Source organism: Ensifer sp. EB106-03-01-XG145 (assembly GCF_058792075.1).
Map to the genome: position 1 here is coordinate 44,463 of NZ_JBYTEC010000012.1, position 19,009 is coordinate 63,471.

General features: G+C 64.0%; 19 protein-coding genes. 12 read left to right on the forward strand and 7 right to left on the reverse strand.

The window, feature by feature from the left end; genetic code table 11:
- The first annotated feature begins 11 nt into the window (after positions 1–11).
- Positions 12–2,165: an NAD-dependent DNA ligase LigA gene (ligA, locus tag AC3WWH_RS24490; RefSeq protein WP_058321247.1), complete on the forward strand. Its 2,154-nt coding sequence runs from the start codon at positions 12–14 to the stop codon at positions 2,163–2,165.
- Positions 2,166–2,199: 34 nt separating this feature from the next.
- Positions 2,200–2,568, forward strand: a complete 369-nt coding sequence (locus tag AC3WWH_RS24495; protein WP_057253497.1) for a hypothetical protein — start codon at positions 2,200–2,202, stop codon at positions 2,566–2,568.
- Between the two features lie 93 nt (positions 2,569–2,661).
- On the opposite strand, the gene AC3WWH_RS24500 is transcribed toward AC3WWH_RS24495, so the two are convergent.
- Together AC3WWH_RS24500 and AC3WWH_RS24505 are read right to left on the reverse strand one after the other, a co-directional pair.
- Positions 2,662–3,069 carry a VOC family protein gene (locus tag AC3WWH_RS24500; RefSeq protein WP_057253499.1) on the reverse strand — a complete coding sequence of 136 codons (408 nt, stop codon included), beginning with the start codon at positions 3,067–3,069 and terminating at the stop codon, positions 2,662–2,664.
- Between the two features lie 164 nt (positions 3,070–3,233).
- Positions 3,234–4,127: a LysR family transcriptional regulator gene (locus AC3WWH_RS24505; protein ID WP_058321248.1), complete on the reverse strand. Its 894-nt coding sequence runs from the start codon at positions 4,125–4,127 to the stop codon at positions 3,234–3,236.
- A gap of 124 nt (positions 4,128–4,251) precedes the next feature.
- Between AC3WWH_RS24505 and AC3WWH_RS24510 the strand changes: the two genes are divergently transcribed.
- From AC3WWH_RS24510 to AC3WWH_RS24525, 4 genes are all read left to right on the forward strand, one after another.
- Entirely contained in the window at positions 4,252–4,659 is a 408-nt protein-coding gene (locus tag AC3WWH_RS24510) for a (R)-mandelonitrile lyase (protein ID WP_058321249.1), read from the forward strand.
- A gap of 23 nt (positions 4,660–4,682) precedes the next feature.
- Positions 4,683–6,140, forward strand: a complete 1,458-nt coding sequence (locus tag AC3WWH_RS24515; RefSeq protein ID WP_063891443.1) for an MFS transporter — start codon at positions 4,683–4,685, stop codon at positions 6,138–6,140.
- Between the two features lie 15 nt (positions 6,141–6,155).
- Positions 6,156–7,133: an aldo/keto reductase gene (locus AC3WWH_RS24520; RefSeq protein ID WP_058321251.1), complete on the forward strand. Its 978-nt coding sequence runs from the start codon at positions 6,156–6,158 to the stop codon at positions 7,131–7,133.
- 218 nt (positions 7,134–7,351) lie between these two features.
- Positions 7,352–7,741: a VOC family protein gene (locus tag AC3WWH_RS24525; RefSeq protein ID WP_058321252.1), complete on the forward strand. Its 390-nt coding sequence runs from the start codon at positions 7,352–7,354 to the stop codon at positions 7,739–7,741.
- A gap of 36 nt (positions 7,742–7,777) precedes the next feature.
- Here the strand turns inward: AC3WWH_RS24525 and AC3WWH_RS24530 are convergent, their stop codons facing one another.
- Positions 7,778–8,020 (reverse strand): hypothetical protein, encoded by a 243-nt coding sequence (locus tag AC3WWH_RS24530; RefSeq protein WP_245296060.1) that lies wholly within the window; start codon positions 8,018–8,020, stop codon positions 7,778–7,780.
- Positions 8,021–8,323: 303 nt separating this feature from the next.
- On the opposite strand from AC3WWH_RS24530, the gene panC reads away from it, so the two are divergent.
- The 5 genes from panC to AC3WWH_RS24555 all read left to right on the forward strand — a co-directional run bounded on the left by panC (position 8,324) and on the right by AC3WWH_RS24555 (position 11,648).
- Positions 8,324–9,199, forward strand: a complete 876-nt coding sequence (panC, locus tag AC3WWH_RS24535) for a pantoate--beta-alanine ligase (RefSeq protein ID WP_058321254.1) — start codon at positions 8,324–8,326, stop codon at positions 9,197–9,199.
- 1 nt (position 9,200) lies between these two features.
- A complete protein-coding gene (gene panB, locus AC3WWH_RS24540; protein ID WP_058321255.1) occupies positions 9,201–10,022 on the forward strand; it encodes a 3-methyl-2-oxobutanoate hydroxymethyltransferase in 822 nt (273 codons plus the stop codon).
- 211 nt (positions 10,023–10,233) lie between these two features.
- Positions 10,234–10,950 (forward strand): AzlC family ABC transporter permease, encoded by a 717-nt coding sequence (locus tag AC3WWH_RS24545; protein ID WP_057253512.1) that lies wholly within the window; start codon positions 10,234–10,236, stop codon positions 10,948–10,950.
- Positions 10,951–10,952: 2 nt separating this feature from the next.
- A complete protein-coding gene (locus AC3WWH_RS24550; protein WP_058321312.1) occupies positions 10,953–11,267 on the forward strand; it encodes an AzlD family protein in 315 nt (104 codons plus the stop codon).
- A 141-nt stretch (positions 11,268–11,408) separates the two neighbouring features.
- Positions 11,409–11,648: a PA2433 domain-containing protein gene (locus AC3WWH_RS24555; RefSeq protein ID WP_058321256.1), complete on the forward strand. Its 240-nt coding sequence runs from the start codon at positions 11,409–11,411 to the stop codon at positions 11,646–11,648.
- A 122-nt stretch (positions 11,649–11,770) separates the two neighbouring features.
- Here the strand turns inward: AC3WWH_RS24555 and AC3WWH_RS24560 are convergent, their stop codons facing one another.
- From AC3WWH_RS24560 to AC3WWH_RS24575, 4 genes are all read right to left on the reverse strand, one after another.
- Positions 11,771–13,606 (reverse strand): aminopeptidase P family protein, encoded by a 1,836-nt coding sequence (locus tag AC3WWH_RS24560; protein WP_058321257.1) that lies wholly within the window; start codon positions 13,604–13,606, stop codon positions 11,771–11,773.
- 808 nt (positions 13,607–14,414) lie between these two features.
- Positions 14,415–15,290, reverse strand: coding sequence for a 50S ribosomal protein L11 methyltransferase (locus tag AC3WWH_RS24565; protein ID WP_058321258.1), 876 nt, complete (start codon positions 15,288–15,290; stop codon positions 14,415–14,417).
- A 158-nt stretch (positions 15,291–15,448) separates the two neighbouring features.
- A complete protein-coding gene (locus AC3WWH_RS24570; protein WP_058321259.1) occupies positions 15,449–16,048 on the reverse strand; it encodes an SCO family protein in 600 nt (199 codons plus the stop codon).
- 329 nt (positions 16,049–16,377) lie between these two features.
- Positions 16,378–16,536 carry a hypothetical protein gene (locus tag AC3WWH_RS24575; RefSeq protein ID WP_197417268.1) on the reverse strand — a complete coding sequence of 53 codons (159 nt, stop codon included), beginning with the start codon at positions 16,534–16,536 and terminating at the stop codon, positions 16,378–16,380.
- Positions 16,537–16,904: 368 nt separating this feature from the next.
- On the opposite strand from AC3WWH_RS24575, the gene AC3WWH_RS24580 reads away from it, so the two are divergent.
- Positions 16,905–19,007: a methyl-accepting chemotaxis protein gene (locus tag AC3WWH_RS24580; RefSeq protein ID WP_058321260.1), complete on the forward strand. Its 2,103-nt coding sequence runs from the start codon at positions 16,905–16,907 to the stop codon at positions 19,005–19,007.
- The last annotated feature ends 2 nt before the right edge of the window (positions 19,008–19,009 follow it).

Here is a 19,009-nt window from a genome sequence, read left to right on the forward strand (position 1 = left end):
AGTCGTCGCGCATGTCCAATGAATTGAAACCCGTCGAGAATCTCAACGAAACGGAAGCGGCCGCGGAGCTGGCCTTTCTCGCCGCCGAGCTTGCCCGTCACGATGCGCTCTATCACGGCCAGGACGCGCCGGAGATTTCTGATGCGGACTATGACGCGCTGAAACGGCGCAACGACGCGATCGAGGCGCAGTTTCCGGCGCTCATCCGCGAGGACAGCCCGTCGAGGAAGGTTGGGGCGGCACCCTCCGTCACCTTCCAGCCGGTCGTCCACGCCCGGCCGATGCTGTCGCTCGACAACACATTCTCAGATGAAGACGCCCGCGATTTCGTCGCATCGGTCTATCGCTTCCTCGGGCAGCTTCCGGACAATTCGATCGCCTTTACCGCGGAGCCGAAGATCGACGGTCTGTCGATGTCGCTGCGTTACGAGAACCGCCGGCTGGTAACGGCCGCGACGCGCGGCGACGGCACGACCGGCGAAAATGTCACCGCCAATATCCGCACCATCGGCATGATCCCGCAGACGTTGCCGGCGGGCGCGCCCGATGTGGTCGAGGTGCGCGGCGAAATCTACATGGCGAAATCCGATTTTGCCGCGCTCAACGCCGAAATGGCGGCGCAGGGCAAGCCGCTCTACGTCAACCCGCGCAACACCGCTTCCGGCTCTCTGCGGCAGCTCGACGCCAAGGTGACGGCCAGCCGCAAGCTGCGCTTCTTCGCCTATGCCTGGGGCGAGATCTCGGCGATACCGGCCGACACGCAAATGGGCATGGTCGAAGTGTTCAAGTCCTGGGGCTTCCCGGTCAACCCGCTGATGCAGCGGCTGACGTCCGCCGACGCGCTCTTGGAGCACTATCACCAGATCGAGCGCGAGCGGCCCGATCTCGACTACGATATCGACGGCGTCGTCTACAAGGTCGACCGGCTCGACCTGCAGGCCCGCCTCGGTTTCCGCTCGCGTTCGCCGCGCTGGGCGACGGCGCACAAGTTCCCGGCCGAGCAGGCCTTTACCCGGCTGACGGCGATCGACATCCAGGTGGGCCGCACCGGTGCGCTGACGCCGGTGGCGCGGCTGGAGCCGATCACCGTCGGCGGCGTCGTCGTCACCAATGCGACGCTGCACAACGAGGACTACATCAAGGGGCTCGGCAATTCAGGCGAGCCGATCCGCGAGGGCCGCGATATCCGCATCGGCGACATGGTGATCGTGCAGCGCGCCGGCGACGTCATCCCGCAGATCGTCGATGTCGTCATGGACGAACGCAAGGAGGGGAGCGAGCCCTATCGTTTCCCGACCACATGCCCCGTCTGCGGCAGCCACGCGGTGCGCGACATAAACGAAAAAACAGGCAAGATCGATGCGGTGCGCCGCTGCACCGGCGGTTTCGTCTGCCGCGCCCAGGCCGTCGAGCACCTCAAGCACTTTGTCTCGCGCAACGCCTACGACATCGAGGGGCTCGGTTCGAAGCAGATCGAGTTCTTCTTCGAAAGCGAAGACCCGACGCTCATGATCCGCACGGCGCCCGATATCTTCACGCTGGAGAAGCGGCAGGAGACGTCGCTGACCAAGCTCGAAAACATCGACGGCTTCGGCCGGGTCAGCGTGCGCAAGCTCTATGAGGCGATCAACACGCGCCGCTCGATCGCACTTCATCGCTTCATCTATGCGCTCGGCATCCGCCATGTGGGCGAGACGACGGCGAAGCTGCTTGCACGCTCCTATGGCAGCTACGAGCACTTTGGCACGGCGATGGGCGAAGCGTCGGCCTTTTCGGGCGACGCCTGGAACGAACTCAACAGCATCGACGGCATCGGCGAGGTTGTCGCCCGCGCCATCGTTGAGTTCTACAAGGAGCCGCGTAACCTCGAAGTGGTCACGCGTCTGCTGTCCGAGGTGACGCCGGAGGCGGCGGAAGCACCGGTTGCAAGCGACAGCCCGGTCGCCGGCAAGACGGTGGTCTTCACCGGTTCGCTCGAAAAGATGACGCGCGACGAGGCCAAGGCCAAGGCGGAAAGCCTCGGCGCCAAGGTGGCAGGCTCCGTGTCGAAGAAGACCGATATCGTCGTTGCGGGTCCGGGTGCCGGCTCCAAGCTCGACAAGGCCCGCGAACTCGGCGTCGAGACCATGGACGAGGACGAGTGGCTGGCGCTGATCGGCGGGTAGGGGCTTTCTTGGTGTTCGGGGGGAAAGCAGAGAGATGTCTGACTTCCTAGAGTTCGTTCTGGCCAAGGGGCCGGAAGGCCGCATCACACATGATGATGTGGTTCGGTGGGCAGGCGCTTTGGACAACTGGGAGTTCTACAACGCCGCTGCTGTCGAAATCGCAAGGAAATACCATCACGGCGCGCTGACCTATAGCTTCTGCGACGGCGTCATGAACGATCTCTGGCGCGCGGTGCAGGCGGGCTTCACAGCCGGCCGCAATGCGCTGCCTGAGCCTTTTTACGTCGTTTATGAAGCGTTCGATGCCGGGGAGTACCACCGGGCAGAAGACGGGAGCGATGACCCGATTGCCGACCTTACCGATCCGCTCATCGCGGAGTTGGTGGCGCGCCTCGGCCCCTAGCAGCAGGGTATGGTTGGCTATCGACACAAAGCAATCGGCCCGGGCTTGGGAAGGCTCGGGCCGATTGTCTTAACGTTCTCATGAATTGGGCCATCAGCCCTGCTGCTGCGCCGCTTCCTGGTCCATCCACATGAACTCCCAGACGTGGCCGTCGAGGTCCTGGAAGGAGATGCCGTACATGAAGCCGTAGTCGATCGCCGGCTTCCAGGGCTTGGCGCCGGCGGCAAGCGCCTTGGCGAGCATGTCGTCGACTTCGGCGCGGCTCCCGGCCGAAAGGGCGGTGATGACTTCGGTTCCCTTCCGGGCGTCGCTGATCTCGCCGGTGATGAAGTCACGGAACTTCGGCTCGGTCAAAAGCATGACGAAGATATTGTCCGAGATCACCGTGCAGGCGGCGGTGTCATCGGAGAACTGCTCGTTGAAGGTGAAGCCGAGGGCAGCGAAGAACGCGCGCGAGGCCTTCAGATCCTTGACCGGCAGGTTTACGAAAATCATGCGCATGAAATGCTCCTTGGGAATGGATTTTGTGTCTACGGACTAAGGACGAATGCCGATCGACGATTCCGACACCGGCTCAAACATTTTTTTAGCTGGAGAGATGTGGGGCGCAACCCCGGGTTTCAACAGCAATTGCGGGTCGTGCGGAGGAGCCGGTCTTGCCGCCATTACCCCCGATACCGCAGCGCCTCCACCAGCACAGCAAAGGCCGGTGAGGACTGGCGGCGGCTGGGGTAATAGAGGTGGTAGCCGGGGAACGGGTCGCACCAGTCTTCGAGCACGCGGATGAGGCGACCTTCGGCGATGTGGGTGAGGGCCGATTCCTCCGGGACGAAGGCAAGGCCGAAGCCGGCGAGGCAGGCGGTAAGCCGATGCGCCAGCCGGCTGAAGACGAGCTGTCCGTCGACGCGGACTTTTAGCTCGCGGCCGTCCTTTTCGAACTCCCAGGCATAGATGCCGCCGTAGGTCGGAAGCCTCAGGTTGATGCAGCGGTGCTGGGTCAGGTCCTGAGGGACGACGGGCTTCGGATGCTTTTCGAAATAGCTGGGCGCGCCGACGACCGCCATGCGCATGTCCGGCCCGATGCGCACGGCGATCATGTCCTTGGCGACCTGCTCGCCAAGCCGGACACCGGCGTCGTAGCGTTCGGCGACGATATCGGTGAGGCCGTAGTCGATGACGATCTCGACCTTGATATCGGGATAATCGGGCAGAAGCTTTTCGAGCTTCGGCCAGAGCACGGTCTCTGCCGCGTGCTCGGCAGTGGTGATGCGCACCGTGCCTGCGGGTTTGTCCCTCACGTCGCTCAAGGCGGTGAGCTCGGTTTCCAACTGCTCGAAGTGCGGGACGAGGGTGGCAAGCAGCCGCTCGCCGGCCTCGGTCGGGGAGACGCTGCGCGTGGTGCGGGTGAGCAGGCGCACGCCAAGCCGTGCTTCGAGCGCCCGCATGGTGTGGCTGAGCGCCGATTGCGAAACGCCGAGCTGGGCGGCGGCCCTTGTGAAGCTGCGCTCGCGCGCCACCGCCGCGAAGGCGATCAGGTCATTGATGTTCTCGCGCAGCATTCATGAATCTCTCTCATAGGTCCATGCCGTTTATACCATCTAATTGTTGGCGGCGGCCATCGCTAGATTGTGCACAGCAACAGAACGGGCGGCGGGTCGTCCGGTTCGCCAAGGAGAAGACCTCATGGAGATCAAGAGAAGCGGTTCGCAGCCTTCGGCCCGGGGGACAGAGGACTGGTTCAGCGGCACCGTGCGCATCGACCCGTTGTTTCCCGTGCGCGAGCCGGCGCGCACTGCCGGCAATGCCGTCACCTTCGAGCCCGGCGCCCGCACGGCCTGGCATACGCATCCGCTCGGCCAGGTCCTGATCGTCGTTTCCGGCTGCGGCCGGGTGCAGCGGGAGGGCGGGCCAATCGAGGAGATCCGGCCGGGCGATGTCGTCTGGTTCGAGCCCGGCGAGAAGCACTGGCACGGGGCGGCACCGACGACCGCCCTGACCCATATCGCCATCCAGGAGACGCTCGACGGCAAGGCGGTCGACTGGATGGAAAAGGTGACGGACGCGCAATACGGCGCTGCGCAGGCGGAGTAGGCACGACGATGGACGTCACGTTGATGAAACACCTTTCAGCCCGCAAGACGGCGGTGCTGGCGATCGTCATCGTCAGCTACCTGATGATCGTGCTCGATATCTCGATCGTGATCACCGGCCTGCCGCAGATCCGCGACGAGCTGCAGTTCAGCGACGCCGGGCTTTCCTGGGTGCACAGCGCCTATACGCTCGCCTTTGGCGGCTTCCTGCTGCTGGGCGCGCGGGCGGGTGACATTCTCGGCCGGCGGCGGCTGTTCATTGCCGGGCTTGCCATCTTCACAGCGGCCTCCGTCGTGATCGGGCTGGCACCGTCGCCGGAATGGCTGCTTGGCGCGCGCGCCGTGCAAGGCTTCGGCTCGGCGATCCTGGCGCCGGCGACGTTGGCGCTGATCCAGACGCATTTTTCCGAGGGACCTGAACGCACGCGGGCGGTCGCCTATTACAGTTCGGTCGCCGGCATCGGCGCGAGCTTCGGCATGGTGCTCGGCGGTCTGCTTGCCGGTTGGCTCAGCTGGCGGGTCGGCTTCTTCATCAACCTGCCGATCGGCATCGCCCTGATGCTCGCGGCGCACAAGTACGTCGGCGAAACGGAACGGCGCACGGGTGAATTCGACCTTGCGGGCGCCGTAAGCTCGACGCTCGGCATGACGGCGCTGGTCTATGGCATCGTCCGTTCGGCGGAGGAGGGGGCGTACGATCCGCTGACGCTCGCAGCGCTTGCCATGGGTCTTCTGCTTCTTGCGCTCTTCGTGGTCAACGAGCATCGCGCCCGGCAGCCGATCATGCCGCTCCGGCTCTTTGCCAACCGCGAGAGGGTCGGCGCCTATCTGGCGCGTGTCCTGTTCCTCGCCGCGATGATCGGGTTCTTTTTCTTCTTCACCCAGTATCTGCAAGGTGTTCGGCACTTCGACCCGCTTGCCTCCGGCCTTGCCTTCATTCCGGCAACATCAGTCAATTTCGTTGCGGCGATCTTGGTTCCAAGGCTTAGCCCACGTTTCGGCAACCGCCGCCTGCTTGCCTTTGGCCTGATCTCCGCGCTGATCGGCATGGTCTCTATCAGCCAGATCTCGGCCGACACGTCCTTTCTCTTCGGCATGGCGCCGCCCTTGATGCTGATCGGGCTTGGCCAGGGCTTCACTCTGAGCCCGCTGACGGTCGCCGGCATTGCCGGTATCGCTCCCGGTGACGCGGGGGCGGCGGGCGGTGTGGTCAATGTCGCCCACCAGCTCGGCAACTCGCTCGGTCTCAGCGTGCTGGTCGCTGTCGCAGCACTCGGTGCCGATGGGCTTGATGGCAGCGCTCTGCTTGCCCATCGGGTCGATAATGTTCTCATCGGTTGCACGGTCCTGCTGGCGCTGGCGCTTGCCGTCGTCGCGCTGATCGTGCGGCCGCACAATGCAAAGCGGGTGGAGCGTCCGGCGATCGGACGGTCCGTCGCCTGCCAGAATTGCCGCTCGGTTTCCCCAGACCTCGCGGCCTGATCAAGGAGCAAGACAATGCAGAAACGTAGGCTAGGAAAAAGCGATCTCGAAGTCTCGGCCATCGGCTTTGGCTGCATGGGCCTCAGCTACGGTTATGGCCCGGCAACGGAGCGCAGTGAGGCGATCAGGCTGATCCGCGCGGCGCATGAACGCGGCGTGACCTTCTTCGACAGCGCCGAAGCCTATACCGGTAACGAGGATCTGGTCGGCGAGGCGCTGGCCCCGTTCCGCGGTGAGGTGGTGATCGCCACCAAGTTCGGCTTCGTCAACGGCGATGTCAGCCAGGGCATGGACAGCCGGCCGCAGCGCATCCGCGAGGTCGCCGAGACGGCATTGAAGCGTTTACGGACCGACCGCATCGACCTCTTCTACCAGCACCGCGTCGATCCCAATGTGCCGATCGAGGACGTCGCAGGCACGGTGAAAAAGCTGATCGCGGAAGGCAAGGTCGGCCATTTCGGCCTGTCGGAGGCGGGCGCCGATTCGATCCGCCGGGCGCATGCGGTTCAGCCGGTGACGGCGCTGCAGAGCGAATATTCGCTCTGGTGGCGGGAGCCGGAAACCGAAATCCTGCCGCTCCTCGAAGAGCTCGGCATCGGCTTTGTGCCCTTCAGTCCGCTTGGCAAGGGATTTTTGACAGGCGCGATCAACCAGAACACGACCTTCGACCAAAGCGATTTTCGCACGATCGTGCCGCGATTTTCGCCGGAGGCGCGCAGAGCCAATCAGGCGCTGGTTGATCTCTTGGGCGTGATTGCCGAGGCCAAGGGTGTGACGAAAGCGCAGATCGCGCTTTCCTGGCTGCTAGCGCAAAAGCCATGGATCGCGCCCATTCCCGGCACGACAAAGCTGCATCGGCTCGAGGAAAACCTCGGCGCTGCCGATGTCATTCTGACGGCCGAAGAGCTTGGCGACATCCAGGCGGCGCTCTCCGCCGTCGAGGTGCAGGGCGCGCGCTATCCGCAGCATCTGCAGCAGCGCGTTGGGAAGTAGGCGAACTCGACAGATATCCTTCCATCAGGCGCGTACTCTAGAGCGCCGCGCGTCTTCTCAGACACGCAAAGGCCGCTGTAGCACTTTGATTTTCTGTATGTTTTTGTCCTTTCGTCGACCGCGGCTAAGGGAAACATGCAGTAGCCTGCGCGCCTGATAGGCTTTCCGTTGACTGCAGCTTCCGGCACGATCGGGGAATCGAATGGCGGGAGGAACGCATGCGCTTGAACCAGGTGACTGTCACCATGCCGGACCTCGATGCCGGCTGGGATTTCTATCGCCGCCTCGGGCTCACGCCTATCGTCGACGCCCGGCCGCATTATGTTCGGTTTCTCTGCCCGGTTGGGGAGGCAACCTTTTCCCTGCACGAGGGAAACGCGACCGGCGGTGGCACGACCGTCTATTTCGAATGCGACGATCTGGATGTGACCGTCAACCGGCTGACCGAGGCCGGCATCGTCTTTGCGCATGCGCCCGTGGGCAAGAGCTGGTTGTGGCGAGAAGCCGAGCTATTCGATCCCGGCGGCAACCGCATCGTGCTCTATTTCGCAGGCGCGAACCGGATCGATCCGCCCTGGCGGCTGCCGCAAGACGCAGCGGTCAGGTGACGGCGCCCTCAAGAACAGCGCTGCGAGCGTTGCCGCTCAGCTCAGCGTGCACACACCATTGGCGCCGCCTTTGCCGGTGTAGGAGACGCTGGGTGAGCTGTCGGGATTGATGCCCAAGGAGATGGTGACGCCGGCACCGTGCGCCTCGTAATAGTTCTCGTTGAACACCTTGAGCTTGGCTTCCTTGCCGTTGATATAGACCCGGCCACCCTCATCGGCGTGGACCTCGATCTTGCCGGGGCAGGTGGCGTTGACGAGGGATCTTCGCTTCCGCCCCACCGGCGAAGGCCAGCGTCGGGAGAGCAATACCAAGAATGCGCAAGCCGGCTTTCATGTCGCTCTCCAGCGTGGGTTGCAGTGGCGTCGATGGCCAACCGGACGGGCTGCCGATGGAAGTCAAGCGCGGCCGAGCGTCATCAACCTGTCATCAATCCGATTGTTTTTTTGCGCTGCACAAGATAGAGGATTGCAGCCGAATTTTGTGCAAATGCCTTTTCGCGGAGCAGGGTCGTCGCCAGTCCCGAAGGCAGCGCACCAGCACCCTTAAGGGCAGGGCGCCGGCGCGGATTGGAGGGTCCGGACATGAAGACTTTCACCACGATTGCCGAACTGCGTGCAGCAATTGCCGAACATCGCCGGGCAGGCAAATCGGTCGGTTTCGTGCCGACCATGGGCTACCTGCATGTCGGCCACATGGAGCTGATGCGGCGTGCCCGCGAAGAAAACGACATCGTCGTCGCCAGCATCTTCGTCAATCCGCTGCAGTTTGGCGCCAACGAAGATCTCTCGAAATATCCGCGCGATCTCGCACGCGACCAAGCGATGCTGGAAGAGGGTAAGGTCGACTATCTCTTTGCGCCCGGTGTCTCCGATATGTATCCGCGGCCGATGGAAACGGTCGTCGACGTGCCGACGCTTGGCAGCGAGCTTGAAGGATCGGTCCGCCCCGGCCACTTCGCCGGCGTCGCCACCGTCGTCACCAAGCTCTTCAACATCGTCCAGCCGGACCGCGCCTATTTCGGCGAGAAGGATTTCCAGCAGTTGCAGATCATCCGCCGCATGGTCGATGACCTCGCCCAGCCGGTGACGGTCATCGGCGTGCCGACCGTGCGCGAGGCCGACGGGCTCGCCTGTTCGTCGCGCAATGTCTATCTGACGGCAGAGGAGCGCCGCGCTGCGGCGATCGTGCCGAAGGCGCTGGACGAGGCGCAGCGCCTGGTGGCGTCGGGCGTCAGCGACGTGGCGGCGCTCGAAAATGCCGTCACCGAATTTCTGTCGAGCGAGCCGCTGGCCAGGCCAGAGGTCGTGGCGGTGCGGGATCCGGAGACGCTGGAGACGATCGAAACGATCGGCGACAAGCCGGTGCTGCTTTTGCTCTTCGTTCGCTTCGGCACGACGAAGCTGCTCGACAACCGCGTGATCGCCCTGAAATCCGCGTCATTTGCAAAGGTTGCCTGACATGAGCGTCCAGACCGCCAAGCGCCGGCTCAGCCCCGCCAACATCGAAGCGCTGAAAGGCGAGCGTCCGATCGTCAGCCTCACGGCCTATACGACGCCGATCGCAAGGCTGCTCGATCCGCATGTCGATTTCCTGCTTGTTGGCGATTCCGTCGGCATGGTGCTTTATGGTCTGGACACGACGGTCGGCGTGACGCTCGAGATGATGATCGCCCATGGCCAGGCGGTCATGCGCGGCTCGGAGCGCGCCTGCGTCGTCATCGACATGCCCTTCGGCTCCTATCAGGAATCGAAGGAGCAGGCGTTCCGCAGTGCGGCGCGCATCCTGAAGGAAACCGGCTGCAGCGCGGTGAAGCTCGAAGGCGGCGCCGAGATGGCCGAGACGGTCGAGTTCCTCGTCAGCCGCGGTATTCCGGTGCTCGGCCATGTCGGGTTGATGCCGCAGCTCGTCAACACGACGGGCGGCTATCGCTCGGTCGGCCGCAACGACAAGGAAGTGGCGAAGATCCACCGCGATGCCAAGGCGATCGACGATGCCGGAGCCTTTGGCATCGTGATCGAGGGCACGGTCGAGCCGGTTGCGCGCGACATCACCGCGGAACTGCGCTCGCCGACCATCGGCATCGGCGCATCGCCCGCCTGCGACGGGCAGATCCTCGTTTCCGACGACATGCTCGGCCTCTTCAATGATTTCAAGCCGCGCTTCGTCAAACACTTCGCCGAGCTCGCGCCGGCGATCTCTAGGGCTGCCGAGGATTACGCGGCCGAGGTGAAGGCGCGCACCTTCCCGGGCATCGAGCACACGTTCCAGGTCAAGAAGTAGGACGCCCGTCCGGCACGGGCCCGTGAAACTGATAGACAAGATGCACCGGTTTTCCCGATCGGTGCGCCTTTTGTTCAAGCCTCGTTCGCCAAGGCATCATAAAATTCAATCAATGTATCAGCGCATTTGAATTGTTGCCGGGGGCGCAAGCGCCTATCAGTCCGGCACCGGCCGCATGGCGCTTTCATCGCCTTGGCCGGCGGAGGTTTCCATGACAAAAGACGAATTCTGGGAAGGCGTGCGTGGCGGCTTTCCCATCATGCTGGCGGCGTCGCCCTTCGGCGCACTGTTCGGGGCGCTTGCGGTCGACAACGGCTTTACCATTGCCGATGCGGTGTTCATGAGCGCGACCGTTTATGCCGGCGCCAGCCAGATGGTCGGCATCGAGCTTTTCGGCAATCACGTCCAGCCCTGGTTGGTCGTGCTCTCGGTCTTTGCGGTCAACTTCCGCCACGTGCTCTATTCGGCCTCGATCGCCAAATATGTCCGGCACTTCACCTTCGGGCAGAAATTCCTGGCCTTCTTCCTGCTGGTCGATCCGCAATATGCCGAGACGGAGAAGCGCGGCGAGCGCGGCCTGCCGATCAGCTTTTCCTGGTATCTCGGCTTCGGCCTGGTGATCTACATTCCCTGGATCATCAACACGCTGGTCGGGGCGATCTTCGGGCAGATGATCGGTGATCCCAAGGCGATCGGCCTCGATGTGCTACTGCCGGTCTACTTCATGGGGCTGGTCATGGGCTTCCGTAAGCGCGACCGGTTCCTGCCGATCGTCACCGTCTCGGCGCTTGCCTCGGTTGCGGGCATGCATTTCGTCGGCTCGCCCTGGCATGTGAGCATCGGGGCGCTCGCCGGCATCGTGCTTGCCGCCTGCCTGCCGCCGAGCGGGACGGCTGCCGCACCGACCGGCGTCGAGAAGGAGGCATGATCATGGACCCGCAACACCTCAACCTCATCTACCTGATCATTGCGGCTGCGGTCGCGACCTTCCTGACACGTGTCGGCGGCTACATCCTCATCACCCAGATGAAGCAGATCCCACCGCGGCTGGAAGCGGCGCTCAACGCCGTGCCGGCCGCCGTCCTGACGACGCTGGTGGCGCCAGCCTTCGTCTATGGCGGACTCGACGTGACGATCGCCATGTTCATCGCCTTCGCCATCGCGCTCGGCCTCAACCTGTCGACCCTGCGCATGCTGGTAATCGGCTGGGTGGTGGTGATGCTGATCCGGCATGTGGTGATGTAGGGCGCCCGTCCGCGGCGCCCGTTTGGCTGCGCATGCATCCTGGATTATGATCCTTCCACTGCCGGAGAGGCACGACAAAGCCGCACGCGCCATCTGCGCTGCCTCTGCAAGGCGCGGCCTCCCGGCGGTGGAGGAGCGACCATGTTAACCAGGATCTCGATTGCCCTTTTGCTGGCGCTCGCGCCGGCAACCGCCTTTGCCAATCAATGCCCGACCATGATGGCTGCGATCGATGCGGCGATGCCGACTGCGAACCTATCCGAGGCCGACATGGCCAAGGTCAAAGAGTTGCGTGCCAAGGGCGAGGAACAACACAAGGCCGGTGATCACCCTGCCTCGGAGGCGACGCTCGGCGAAGCGAAGAAGCTGTTGGGAATCTAAGTGCAGAGGCCGGGTTCTCCGGCCCATTGCCGCCCCTTGAGCCTCGTAGCAAAGAAGCGGCTGCGGGCGCGCAATGCCTGTTGCCCGGGCTCCCATTCAGGAGCCCAGGCGGAACGCCTGACTCAGCGTGAAAGCGCTTCCGTCGCGGCCTTCAGCCAGTCGCGGGTGTCGTCGCTGGTCAGCAGCGGCATCAGCTTTTCCCGCGTCTCGGCGTGATAGGCGTTCAGCCAATCCAGTTCCTCGTCGGTGAGCAGCGCCGGCAGCACGAGGCGGCGGTCGATCGGGCAGTAGGTGATGGTGTCGAAGCCGAGCATCGGCAGGTCGCCGCCTTCCACCATGGTCGCCGGCTGCACCACAATCAGATTTTCGATGCGGATGCCGAAGGCGCCGGGGCGGTAGTAACCGGGCTCGTTGGAAAGGATCATGCCGGGCAGCAGCTCCTGGGTGGAAAGCCGGGCGATGCGCTGCGGACCTTCATGCACCGAGAGATAGGAGCCGACGCCGTGGCCGGTGCCGTGGGCGTAATCGGCGCCCGCCTTCCAGAGCGCGATGCGGGCCAAGGGGTCGAGATCGACGCCGCGCGACCCCTTGGGGAAACGGGCTATGCTGATCGCGATCATGCCCTTCAGCACCAGGGTGAAGAAGCGCTTCTGCTCTTCGGGAACCGCACCGATCGCCACCGTGCGGGTGATGTCGGTGGTGCCGTTGATGTATTGCGCGCCGGAATCGATCAGGAACATGGTGCCCGCTTCGATCGGCTGGTCGGTGGCGGTGGTGACGCGGTAGTGCATGATCGCCGCATGCGCGCCGGCGCCGGAGATCGTGTCGAAGGAGATGTCCTTGAGCGGGTTCTGCATGCGCTCGCCGACGGTGGCGCGGGCCGCTTCCAGCTGGTTGGTGGCGGCGATCTCGGTGACGGTTCCCGGCTGCTGGCTGTCGAGCCATGCCAGGAACTCGACCATGGCGGCGCCGTCCTGCAGGTGGGCGCGGGTCGACCCGTCGATCTCGGCCTTGTTCTTCTGGGCACGTGGCAGGCGGGCGGGATCGACCGCTTCGACCACCTTGCCGCCCTTGGAGCGGATCAGCTCGGAAATGGCGAAGGAGGCGAGGTCCGGGTCGATCATGACAGCGGCGCCGGCAGCACCGAGCGCTGCCAGGCTATCGTCGAAAGTCGAGGGCGCGACAATGTCGGCGATCTGGGTGAGGTAGGCTTCCTGCTCGATGCCAGTCTTGCGCTTGTCGAGGAAGAGCTCGGCGCGGCCGTCGGCGTGGATGATGGCGCGGGCCAGCGGATGCGGCGTATGCGGCACGTCGCTGCCGCGGATGTTGAAGGTCCAGGCGACGGAGGAGGGGTCCGTCAAGACCACGGCGCTGGCATCGGCCTTGGAAAGTCCCGCCGCGATTCTTGCGATCTTGTCCTTGGCGAGTTCGCCGGCATGCTCGATCGGCTGGATGCTGACCTTGCCGAGCGGTGCCGCGGGGCGGTTCGTCCAGATCTTGTCGAGCGGGTTGTGATCGAGGAAAACGAGCGAGCCACTGATGACGGCGAGCGCCTTTTCCAGCCGGCGGACTTCCGCACCGGTGTGCACCCAGGGATCGATGCCGAGCTTGAAGCCCTTGGAGCCATGGTTTTCCAGCCAGAGATGCGGCGGTTCGCCGATGAGGTCACCGCCGGTGAAAACGCTGCCGTCGACCTGTTCCTTGAGTTGGGTGACGTAACGCCCATCGACGAAGACGACGGCTTCACGCTGCGTTACGAGGGCAACGCCTGCCGAGCCGGTGAAGCCGGTCAGCCAGGACAGACGCTCCGACGAGGCGGGCACGTATTCACCCTGGAATTCGTCGGCGCGGGGCACGAGAAAGCCGTCGATGCCGAGGGCCGCGAAGGACGCGCGCAGGGCCTCGGTGCGCTCCTTGCCGAATTGCGGCGTGGAGGTGACTTCAAAAGACTGAAACATGGGGGAATTCCGGTAGATTGAGCGGTAAACCGCGGGAAAGATGTGCAGCCATGTTAGCGGAAATCGCCCGTGCCGGGAAAGAGGCGATATCCTGCGATCCAGTACACAGTGACGCTTCTGGTTGCAGCTTGGCAGGAGAGCAATTGCCCATTTACCATACATATGCGCTCAGCGCATGGCACCCATGCTAAGAAGCCTCTTTCTCTATCGGAATGATAGTTTATAAGCCGCCTCAACGAACACGGACGAACATCCGGTGGTTCAAAAGACTGCGGTTCCGAGAATAGTTGGTCATTCTGTTCTCCTCCTCCCTCAAGGGTGGCCAGCTTCGGAACGGTAGACGCCCGCTCGAGCACTCCTCCTCCTCAGGCTCGCGGGCATGGTTGGCCACAAGCCAACCAGCAGGCGATGCCCCTGGCATCGCCTTTGTTTCGAAAGGCCGCCCGTCATGATAGACGAGGCGGCCTTTTCGTTTTTTCCTGGGTTGCTTCTGTCGCTGTCACGCCGATGCTCGCGGCATTTCTCGTGAAGCTTCTTGCATAGGCGCTGCGGCCAACAGCCGGCGCGGCAATCCGCATTTGCCCCTCACCCTAACCCTCTCCCCGCAGGCGGGGCGAGGGGACGTGCCCGATAGCGGCCGTCATGCGCTGGGGCTTTCGCTGCCGGTCGGGGCGCGGCTGAAAGCAGCCGCAACGAGTCGGAAGTTAACCGGTGGATGAAGCGGTGCGGCAGGTCCCTTCGCCCCGCATGCGGGGAGAAGGTTCCGGCAGGCGGATGAGGGGCAGCTTCAAGCGTCCGCGCCTACGCCTCACTTCTCCAAATGAATCGTCACCCAGCCGTTCCGCCAGATGGTGCGCACGTGGCGCAGGTGCTGGCCGTTGTAATGGGCAAGCACCTTCCAGCGCTGTTCGGCGAGAATGCCGGACAGGATCACCGAGCCGCCGGGGGCGAGATTGGCGACGAGCTGCGGCGCCATCTTCATCAGCGGGCGCGCGAGGATGTTGGCGATGATCAGATCGAACGGGCCGTTGGTGCTGAAGGCGGTCGAGTGGAAGCCGGGGGCGGTGGCAAAGGTCATGCCGGTGACGACGCCGTTGACCCGGGCGTTTTCTTCCGCGACGCGGGTGGCGATCGGGTCGATGTCGGTGGCAAGCACCGGCACGTGCATGAGCTTCCAGGCGGCGATCGCAAGCACGCCGCTGCCGGTGCCGAGATCGAGCACGTTGCGCACGGTGCGGGTGCGGGCAACCGTGGCGAGCACTTCGAGGCAGCCGGCGGTGGTGCCGTGATGGCCGGTGCCGAAGGCCTGGCCTGCGTCGATCTCGATGGCGATCTCGCCGGTCTTCACCTTGTCGCGGTCATGCGAGCCGTGCACGACGAAGCGGCCGGCGCGCACCGGCGCCAGGCCCTCGAGCGACTTGGCGATCCAGTCGATATCCGGCAGCACTTCGCGCTCGATCGGGAGATGGGCGAAGTCTTCGGCCAGTGCGTCAGTGAGGCGTTCGTTCACGCTCTCCTCGTCGACTGCCATCATGTAGATCGAGGCTTCCCAGACGTCGCGCTTTTCATCGACCTCCGTCGTGCCGATGGCAAAGTCCTCTTCGGCGAAGACTTCGCTCAGGCGGTCGAGCACGGCTTCCGCCTGCTTCTCGGTGGTGGTGACGAAAAGTCTGATCTCGCTCAAGGCCCTGTCCTTCGGCTGGGAAATCCGCCGCCCGCATCAAACCGTTGAGGGGTGCGCTAAGCGTCGGCAATCGTGCGCTGTGCGCTATCACGATTGCCCCGCAAACGCAAAGCGCCGGGCAGGGCCGGCGCTTGCAATCGATCGGTCGAAGGCGCGTGTTAGCCCTTGGTCAGATTTTCCAGCTTCTTGACCGCCGTTTCCGGGTTCTCCTCGTAGGCGATCGTGCCAGAGAAATGGCCGTTGGCGTCGAGCAGGAAAACGGAGGCCGTGTGGTCCATCGTGTAGTCGCCGTTGGGCTGGGCAGCGTCGACCGGCACCTTCTTGGCGTAGACACGGAAGCCCTTGACCATCTCCATCACCTTGTCGGCCGGGCCGGAAATGCCGGTGATGCGCTTGGAAACGTTGGAGACGTACTGGCCGAGGATTTCGGGCGTGTCACGCTCGGGATCGACGGTGATGAAATAGGCCTGCAGCTTGTTGCCTTCCGGGTCGACCTTTTCCAGCCAGCCGTTCAGTTCGAACAGCGTCGTCGGGCAGACTTCCGGGCAATGGGTGAAGCCGAAGAAGAGCGCGGTCGGCTTGCCGGTGAAGGCCTTCTCGGTAATCTCCTTGCCGTCCTGCGAGACCAGCGTGAAGGGAACGCCGAAGGGGCCGGTGGCGGCCTGCTGCTTCGACTGGGTCATTTCATAGGTCAGCCACCCCAAGATGCCCGCCATGACGACGACGGCGGCCCAGAGGACGATGCGGATGGTTTTCATGCGTGCTACCGATTTTGTTGGGGCCGAAGACGGCCATGTCCGGTTGATAGGCCCTTGATACCGCCTTCACCGGGGCCGCGCAAATGGGACAATTGCCGCAGGTTGTGGCCGCGGAGGTGCTCTCAGCCCCTCATCCGGCCTGCCGGCCACCTTCTCCCCGCAGGCGGGGCGAAGGAACCTCGCCGGACCGTCTCGTTCCAATCGCTGCACTAACATTCGAGGCGAAGAACCGTGCGGTTGCGCCGCTGATGCTCCCGTCCCCTCTCCCCGCAAGCGGGGAGAGGGTTAGGGTGAGGGGCGGAGGCGGGCCTCGAAGCTGTCCGGCCGTCCTAGAAGCACCAGGAAAGGCCGGATTGGGCGAGCGCCAGGAAGATATCGGCGCCATTTTCGATCCAGCCGCGGAAGGCGAGCAGGAGCACAACCGCAATCGCAGCCGCAAGGCTTGCGGCAAGGGGAAGGCGGATCGAGCGCTGGGTCTTCGTGTTCATGGCGTCATCATAACAGCTCGCGCGGCAAGGGGAAGCCGGGCGATTTGCCGGGTGCGGCCGGAGGCGCGTTCCGGTCGGTGCAGGAAACGGTGGAAAACCGCGCCTGAGGCTCCATTCGATTGTGCCCGCAAATGCCGGGAAACCAGAGCTTGCAGCGCATATGCGCAAACATTGAAATAGCCGATTTCGCTGGGGATTGGGCGACCGCCTTAGCGAATGCTTAAGGTCTGTTTGACACTGTTTTTCCACGCGGTCGGAGTGTTCGTGCTCCGATATGACATGAGGTCAGCCAGCTTTATCGGCCCCGGTTTTCCGTATCGATCGTAGGAGGACTCCGCTTCACGCGGATCCGTGACCATGGACTCCCTATGACTGCCACATCTCCTTCCCTGAAACGCAATCTTTCCGTGAGCCAGCGGCTGGCGACGCTTGCCGGCGCCGCTTTTGTCGGTTTTGGCTCCGTGCTCGGGGTGGGCTGGTACCAGGGCAGCCAAGCCAATAACGCCTTGCAGGGCGCTGTCGCGGCGCAGAACGGCCTGACGACCGTCGATGAGGTCCATCTGGCGACGACCAATCTCGTGCTCAACGCGATGGATAGCATCATCGACAGAGAAGAGGGCGCGATCCAGCCGGCGCGGGCCGCCAGCATTGCCGAGATCCTGAAGCTGCTCGAAACGAAGTCCGTCGAGATCCAGGCGCTTGCCAAGCTCTTGGACCGCAGCGAGGTGCTTTCGACCTTCGACGCCGATGTCGCGGAACTGCGCAAGGCGATCGGCACCGACCTGAAGACGTTGATCGAAGGCAAGGCTTCGGCCGACGACTTCGGCAAGATCGATGATGCGATCGATGGCGCCGGCGAACGGGTCGCCACGGCTTTGACCGGACTTTCCGAAGCGGCGACCGAGTTGGTGCAGACGCGCGTTGCCGAGGCGCGCACTGTGTCCGACCAGGCATTCCAGCTTCAGGTGGCGGCTGGGCTGCTGGCGATGGCCACACTGCTTTATCTGCTCTGGTTCCACGGCAGCACGCTCCGCGCCGGCATCCTCGGCCTACGCAACGGCATGCAGCGGATCCAGAACGGCGATCTTTCAACCAAGGTCGAGGCGCTCGACCGCGGCGACGAAATCGGCGCGATGGCGCGCTCGGTCGATCTCTTCCGTCTTTCGGCCATCGAGAAGCAATCGCTCGAACAGAGCGCCGCACTCAGCCGGCGGGAAATCGAGAAGGAACGCGAAGAGCAGCAGAGCGAGCGTGAGGAAGCGGTGCGCCGTATCCAGGCGGCGATCGACAATCTCGGCCGTGCGCTGACGCAGCTCGCCGATGGCGATCTTGCCGTGGCGATCGAGCGGCCCTTCGACGGCAATCTCGATCAGCTCCGCCAGAACTTCAACCAGACGGTCGAGCGGCTGCGCGTGGTGCTTTCGAGCGTCAAGGAGAATGCGCTCTCGATCGAATCGAACGGTCGCCAGATGCGCACGGCCGCCGACGATCTCGCGCGTCGCACCGAGCGGCAGGCCGCCTCGCTGGAGCAGACGTCGGCAGCCCTCGACGAAATCACCGTCACGGTCCGCACCGCGACCCAGCGCGCCGAAGAGGCAAGCCGCATGGTCGGCGAGACGCGCACCAATGCGGAGGAATCCGGCCGCATCGTCGGTGAGGCGATCGCCGCCATGGCGCGGATCGAAAGCGCCTCGAACGAGATCGGCAAGATCATCAACGTCATCGACGAGATTGCCTTCCAGACCAACCTTCTGGCGCTGAATGCCGGCGTTGAGGCGGCCCGCGCCGGTGAGGCCGGCAAGGGCTTTGCGGTCGTGGCGCAGGAAGTGCGCGAATTGGCGCAGCGCGCCGCCGGTGCCGCCAAGGATATCAAGGCGCTGGTCAGCCGCTCCGGCAACGAGGTCGGCAGCGGCGTCAAGCTCGTCCAGGCGACGGGCGAGGCGCTCGGCCGGATCGGCGCCGATGTCGCACGCATCAACGAACACATGACCTCGATCGTCATGGCTGCGCGCGAACAGTCGACCGGCCTCAACGAGATCAGCACCGCCGTCGGCCAGCTCGACCAGATGACGCAGCAGAATGCCGCGATGGTCGAGCAGACCAACGCGTCGAGCCACACGCTGGCGCAGGACGCCGAGCGCCTGACCGGCCTCGTCGGCCAGTTCCGCGAAGGCCACACGATGCAGCGCGCCATGCCCACCTTGGCGCCGGCCCCGGTGGCGCCGCCGGCAAGGGCGGCAATTGCTTCGGTGCAGACGAAAGCCCCTTCGGCTTCTGCCGTTCAACGGCCGGCCGCCAAGGGCACCGGCGAACCGGTGCCGCTGCGCAAGATCGGCACCGCCAAAATGGCCTCGTTTCCAACTCCATCTCCCGCAAAGGCCCTGATGGGCAAGCTGGCGGGCGCATTCGGCAACAAACCGGGCTCTGTGCCGTCGACGACGGCTTCCGGTGAAAACTGGGAAGAATTCTGATC

What these genes read in the sequence shown, in the direction of transcription:
- AC3WWH_RS24510 (WP_058321249.1), top strand. Translation starts at nt 4,252, where the DNA reads ATGGAGATCAAGAGAAGCGGTTCGCAGCCTTCGGCCCGGGGGACAGAG.
- panC (WP_058321254.1), top strand. Translation starts at nt 8,324, where the DNA reads ATGAAGACTTTCACCACGATTGCCGAACTGCGTGCAGCAATTGCCGAA.
- AC3WWH_RS24495 (WP_057253497.1), top strand. Translation starts at nt 2,200, where the DNA reads ATGTCTGACTTCCTAGAGTTCGTTCTGGCCAAGGGGCCGGAAGGCCGC.
- AC3WWH_RS24555 (WP_058321256.1), top strand. Translation starts at nt 11,409, where the DNA reads ATGTTAACCAGGATCTCGATTGCCCTTTTGCTGGCGCTCGCGCCGGCA.
- AC3WWH_RS24500 (WP_057253499.1), bottom strand. Translation starts at nt 3,069, where the DNA reads ATGCGCATGATTTTCGTAAACCTGCCGGTCAAGGATCTGAAGGCCTCG.
- AC3WWH_RS24515 (WP_063891443.1), top strand. Translation starts at nt 4,683, where the DNA reads ATGAAACACCTTTCAGCCCGCAAGACGGCGGTGCTGGCGATCGTCATC.
- AC3WWH_RS24545 (WP_057253512.1), top strand. Translation starts at nt 10,234, where the DNA reads ATGACAAAAGACGAATTCTGGGAAGGCGTGCGTGGCGGCTTTCCCATC.
- AC3WWH_RS24575 (WP_197417268.1), bottom strand. Translation starts at nt 16,536, where the DNA reads ATGAACACGAAGACCCAGCGCTCGATCCGCCTTCCCCTTGCCGCAAGC.
- AC3WWH_RS24560 (WP_058321257.1), bottom strand. Translation starts at nt 13,606, where the DNA reads ATGTTTCAGTCTTTTGAAGTCACCTCCACGCCGCAATTCGGCAAGGAG.
- AC3WWH_RS24520 (WP_058321251.1), top strand. Translation starts at nt 6,156, where the DNA reads ATGCAGAAACGTAGGCTAGGAAAAAGCGATCTCGAAGTCTCGGCCATC.
- ligA (WP_058321247.1), top strand. Translation starts at nt 12, where the DNA reads ATGTCCAATGAATTGAAACCCGTCGAGAATCTCAACGAAACGGAAGCG.
- panB (WP_058321255.1), top strand. Translation starts at nt 9,201, where the DNA reads ATGAGCGTCCAGACCGCCAAGCGCCGGCTCAGCCCCGCCAACATCGAA.
- AC3WWH_RS24550 (WP_058321312.1), top strand. Translation starts at nt 10,953, where the DNA reads ATGGACCCGCAACACCTCAACCTCATCTACCTGATCATTGCGGCTGCG.
- AC3WWH_RS24570 (WP_058321259.1), bottom strand. Translation starts at nt 16,048, where the DNA reads ATGAAAACCATCCGCATCGTCCTCTGGGCCGCCGTCGTCGTCATGGCG.
- AC3WWH_RS24580 (WP_058321260.1), top strand. Translation starts at nt 16,905, where the DNA reads ATGACTGCCACATCTCCTTCCCTGAAACGCAATCTTTCCGTGAGCCAG.
- AC3WWH_RS24525 (WP_058321252.1), top strand. Translation starts at nt 7,352, where the DNA reads ATGCGCTTGAACCAGGTGACTGTCACCATGCCGGACCTCGATGCCGGC.
- AC3WWH_RS24505 (WP_058321248.1), bottom strand. Translation starts at nt 4,127, where the DNA reads ATGCTGCGCGAGAACATCAATGACCTGATCGCCTTCGCGGCGGTGGCG.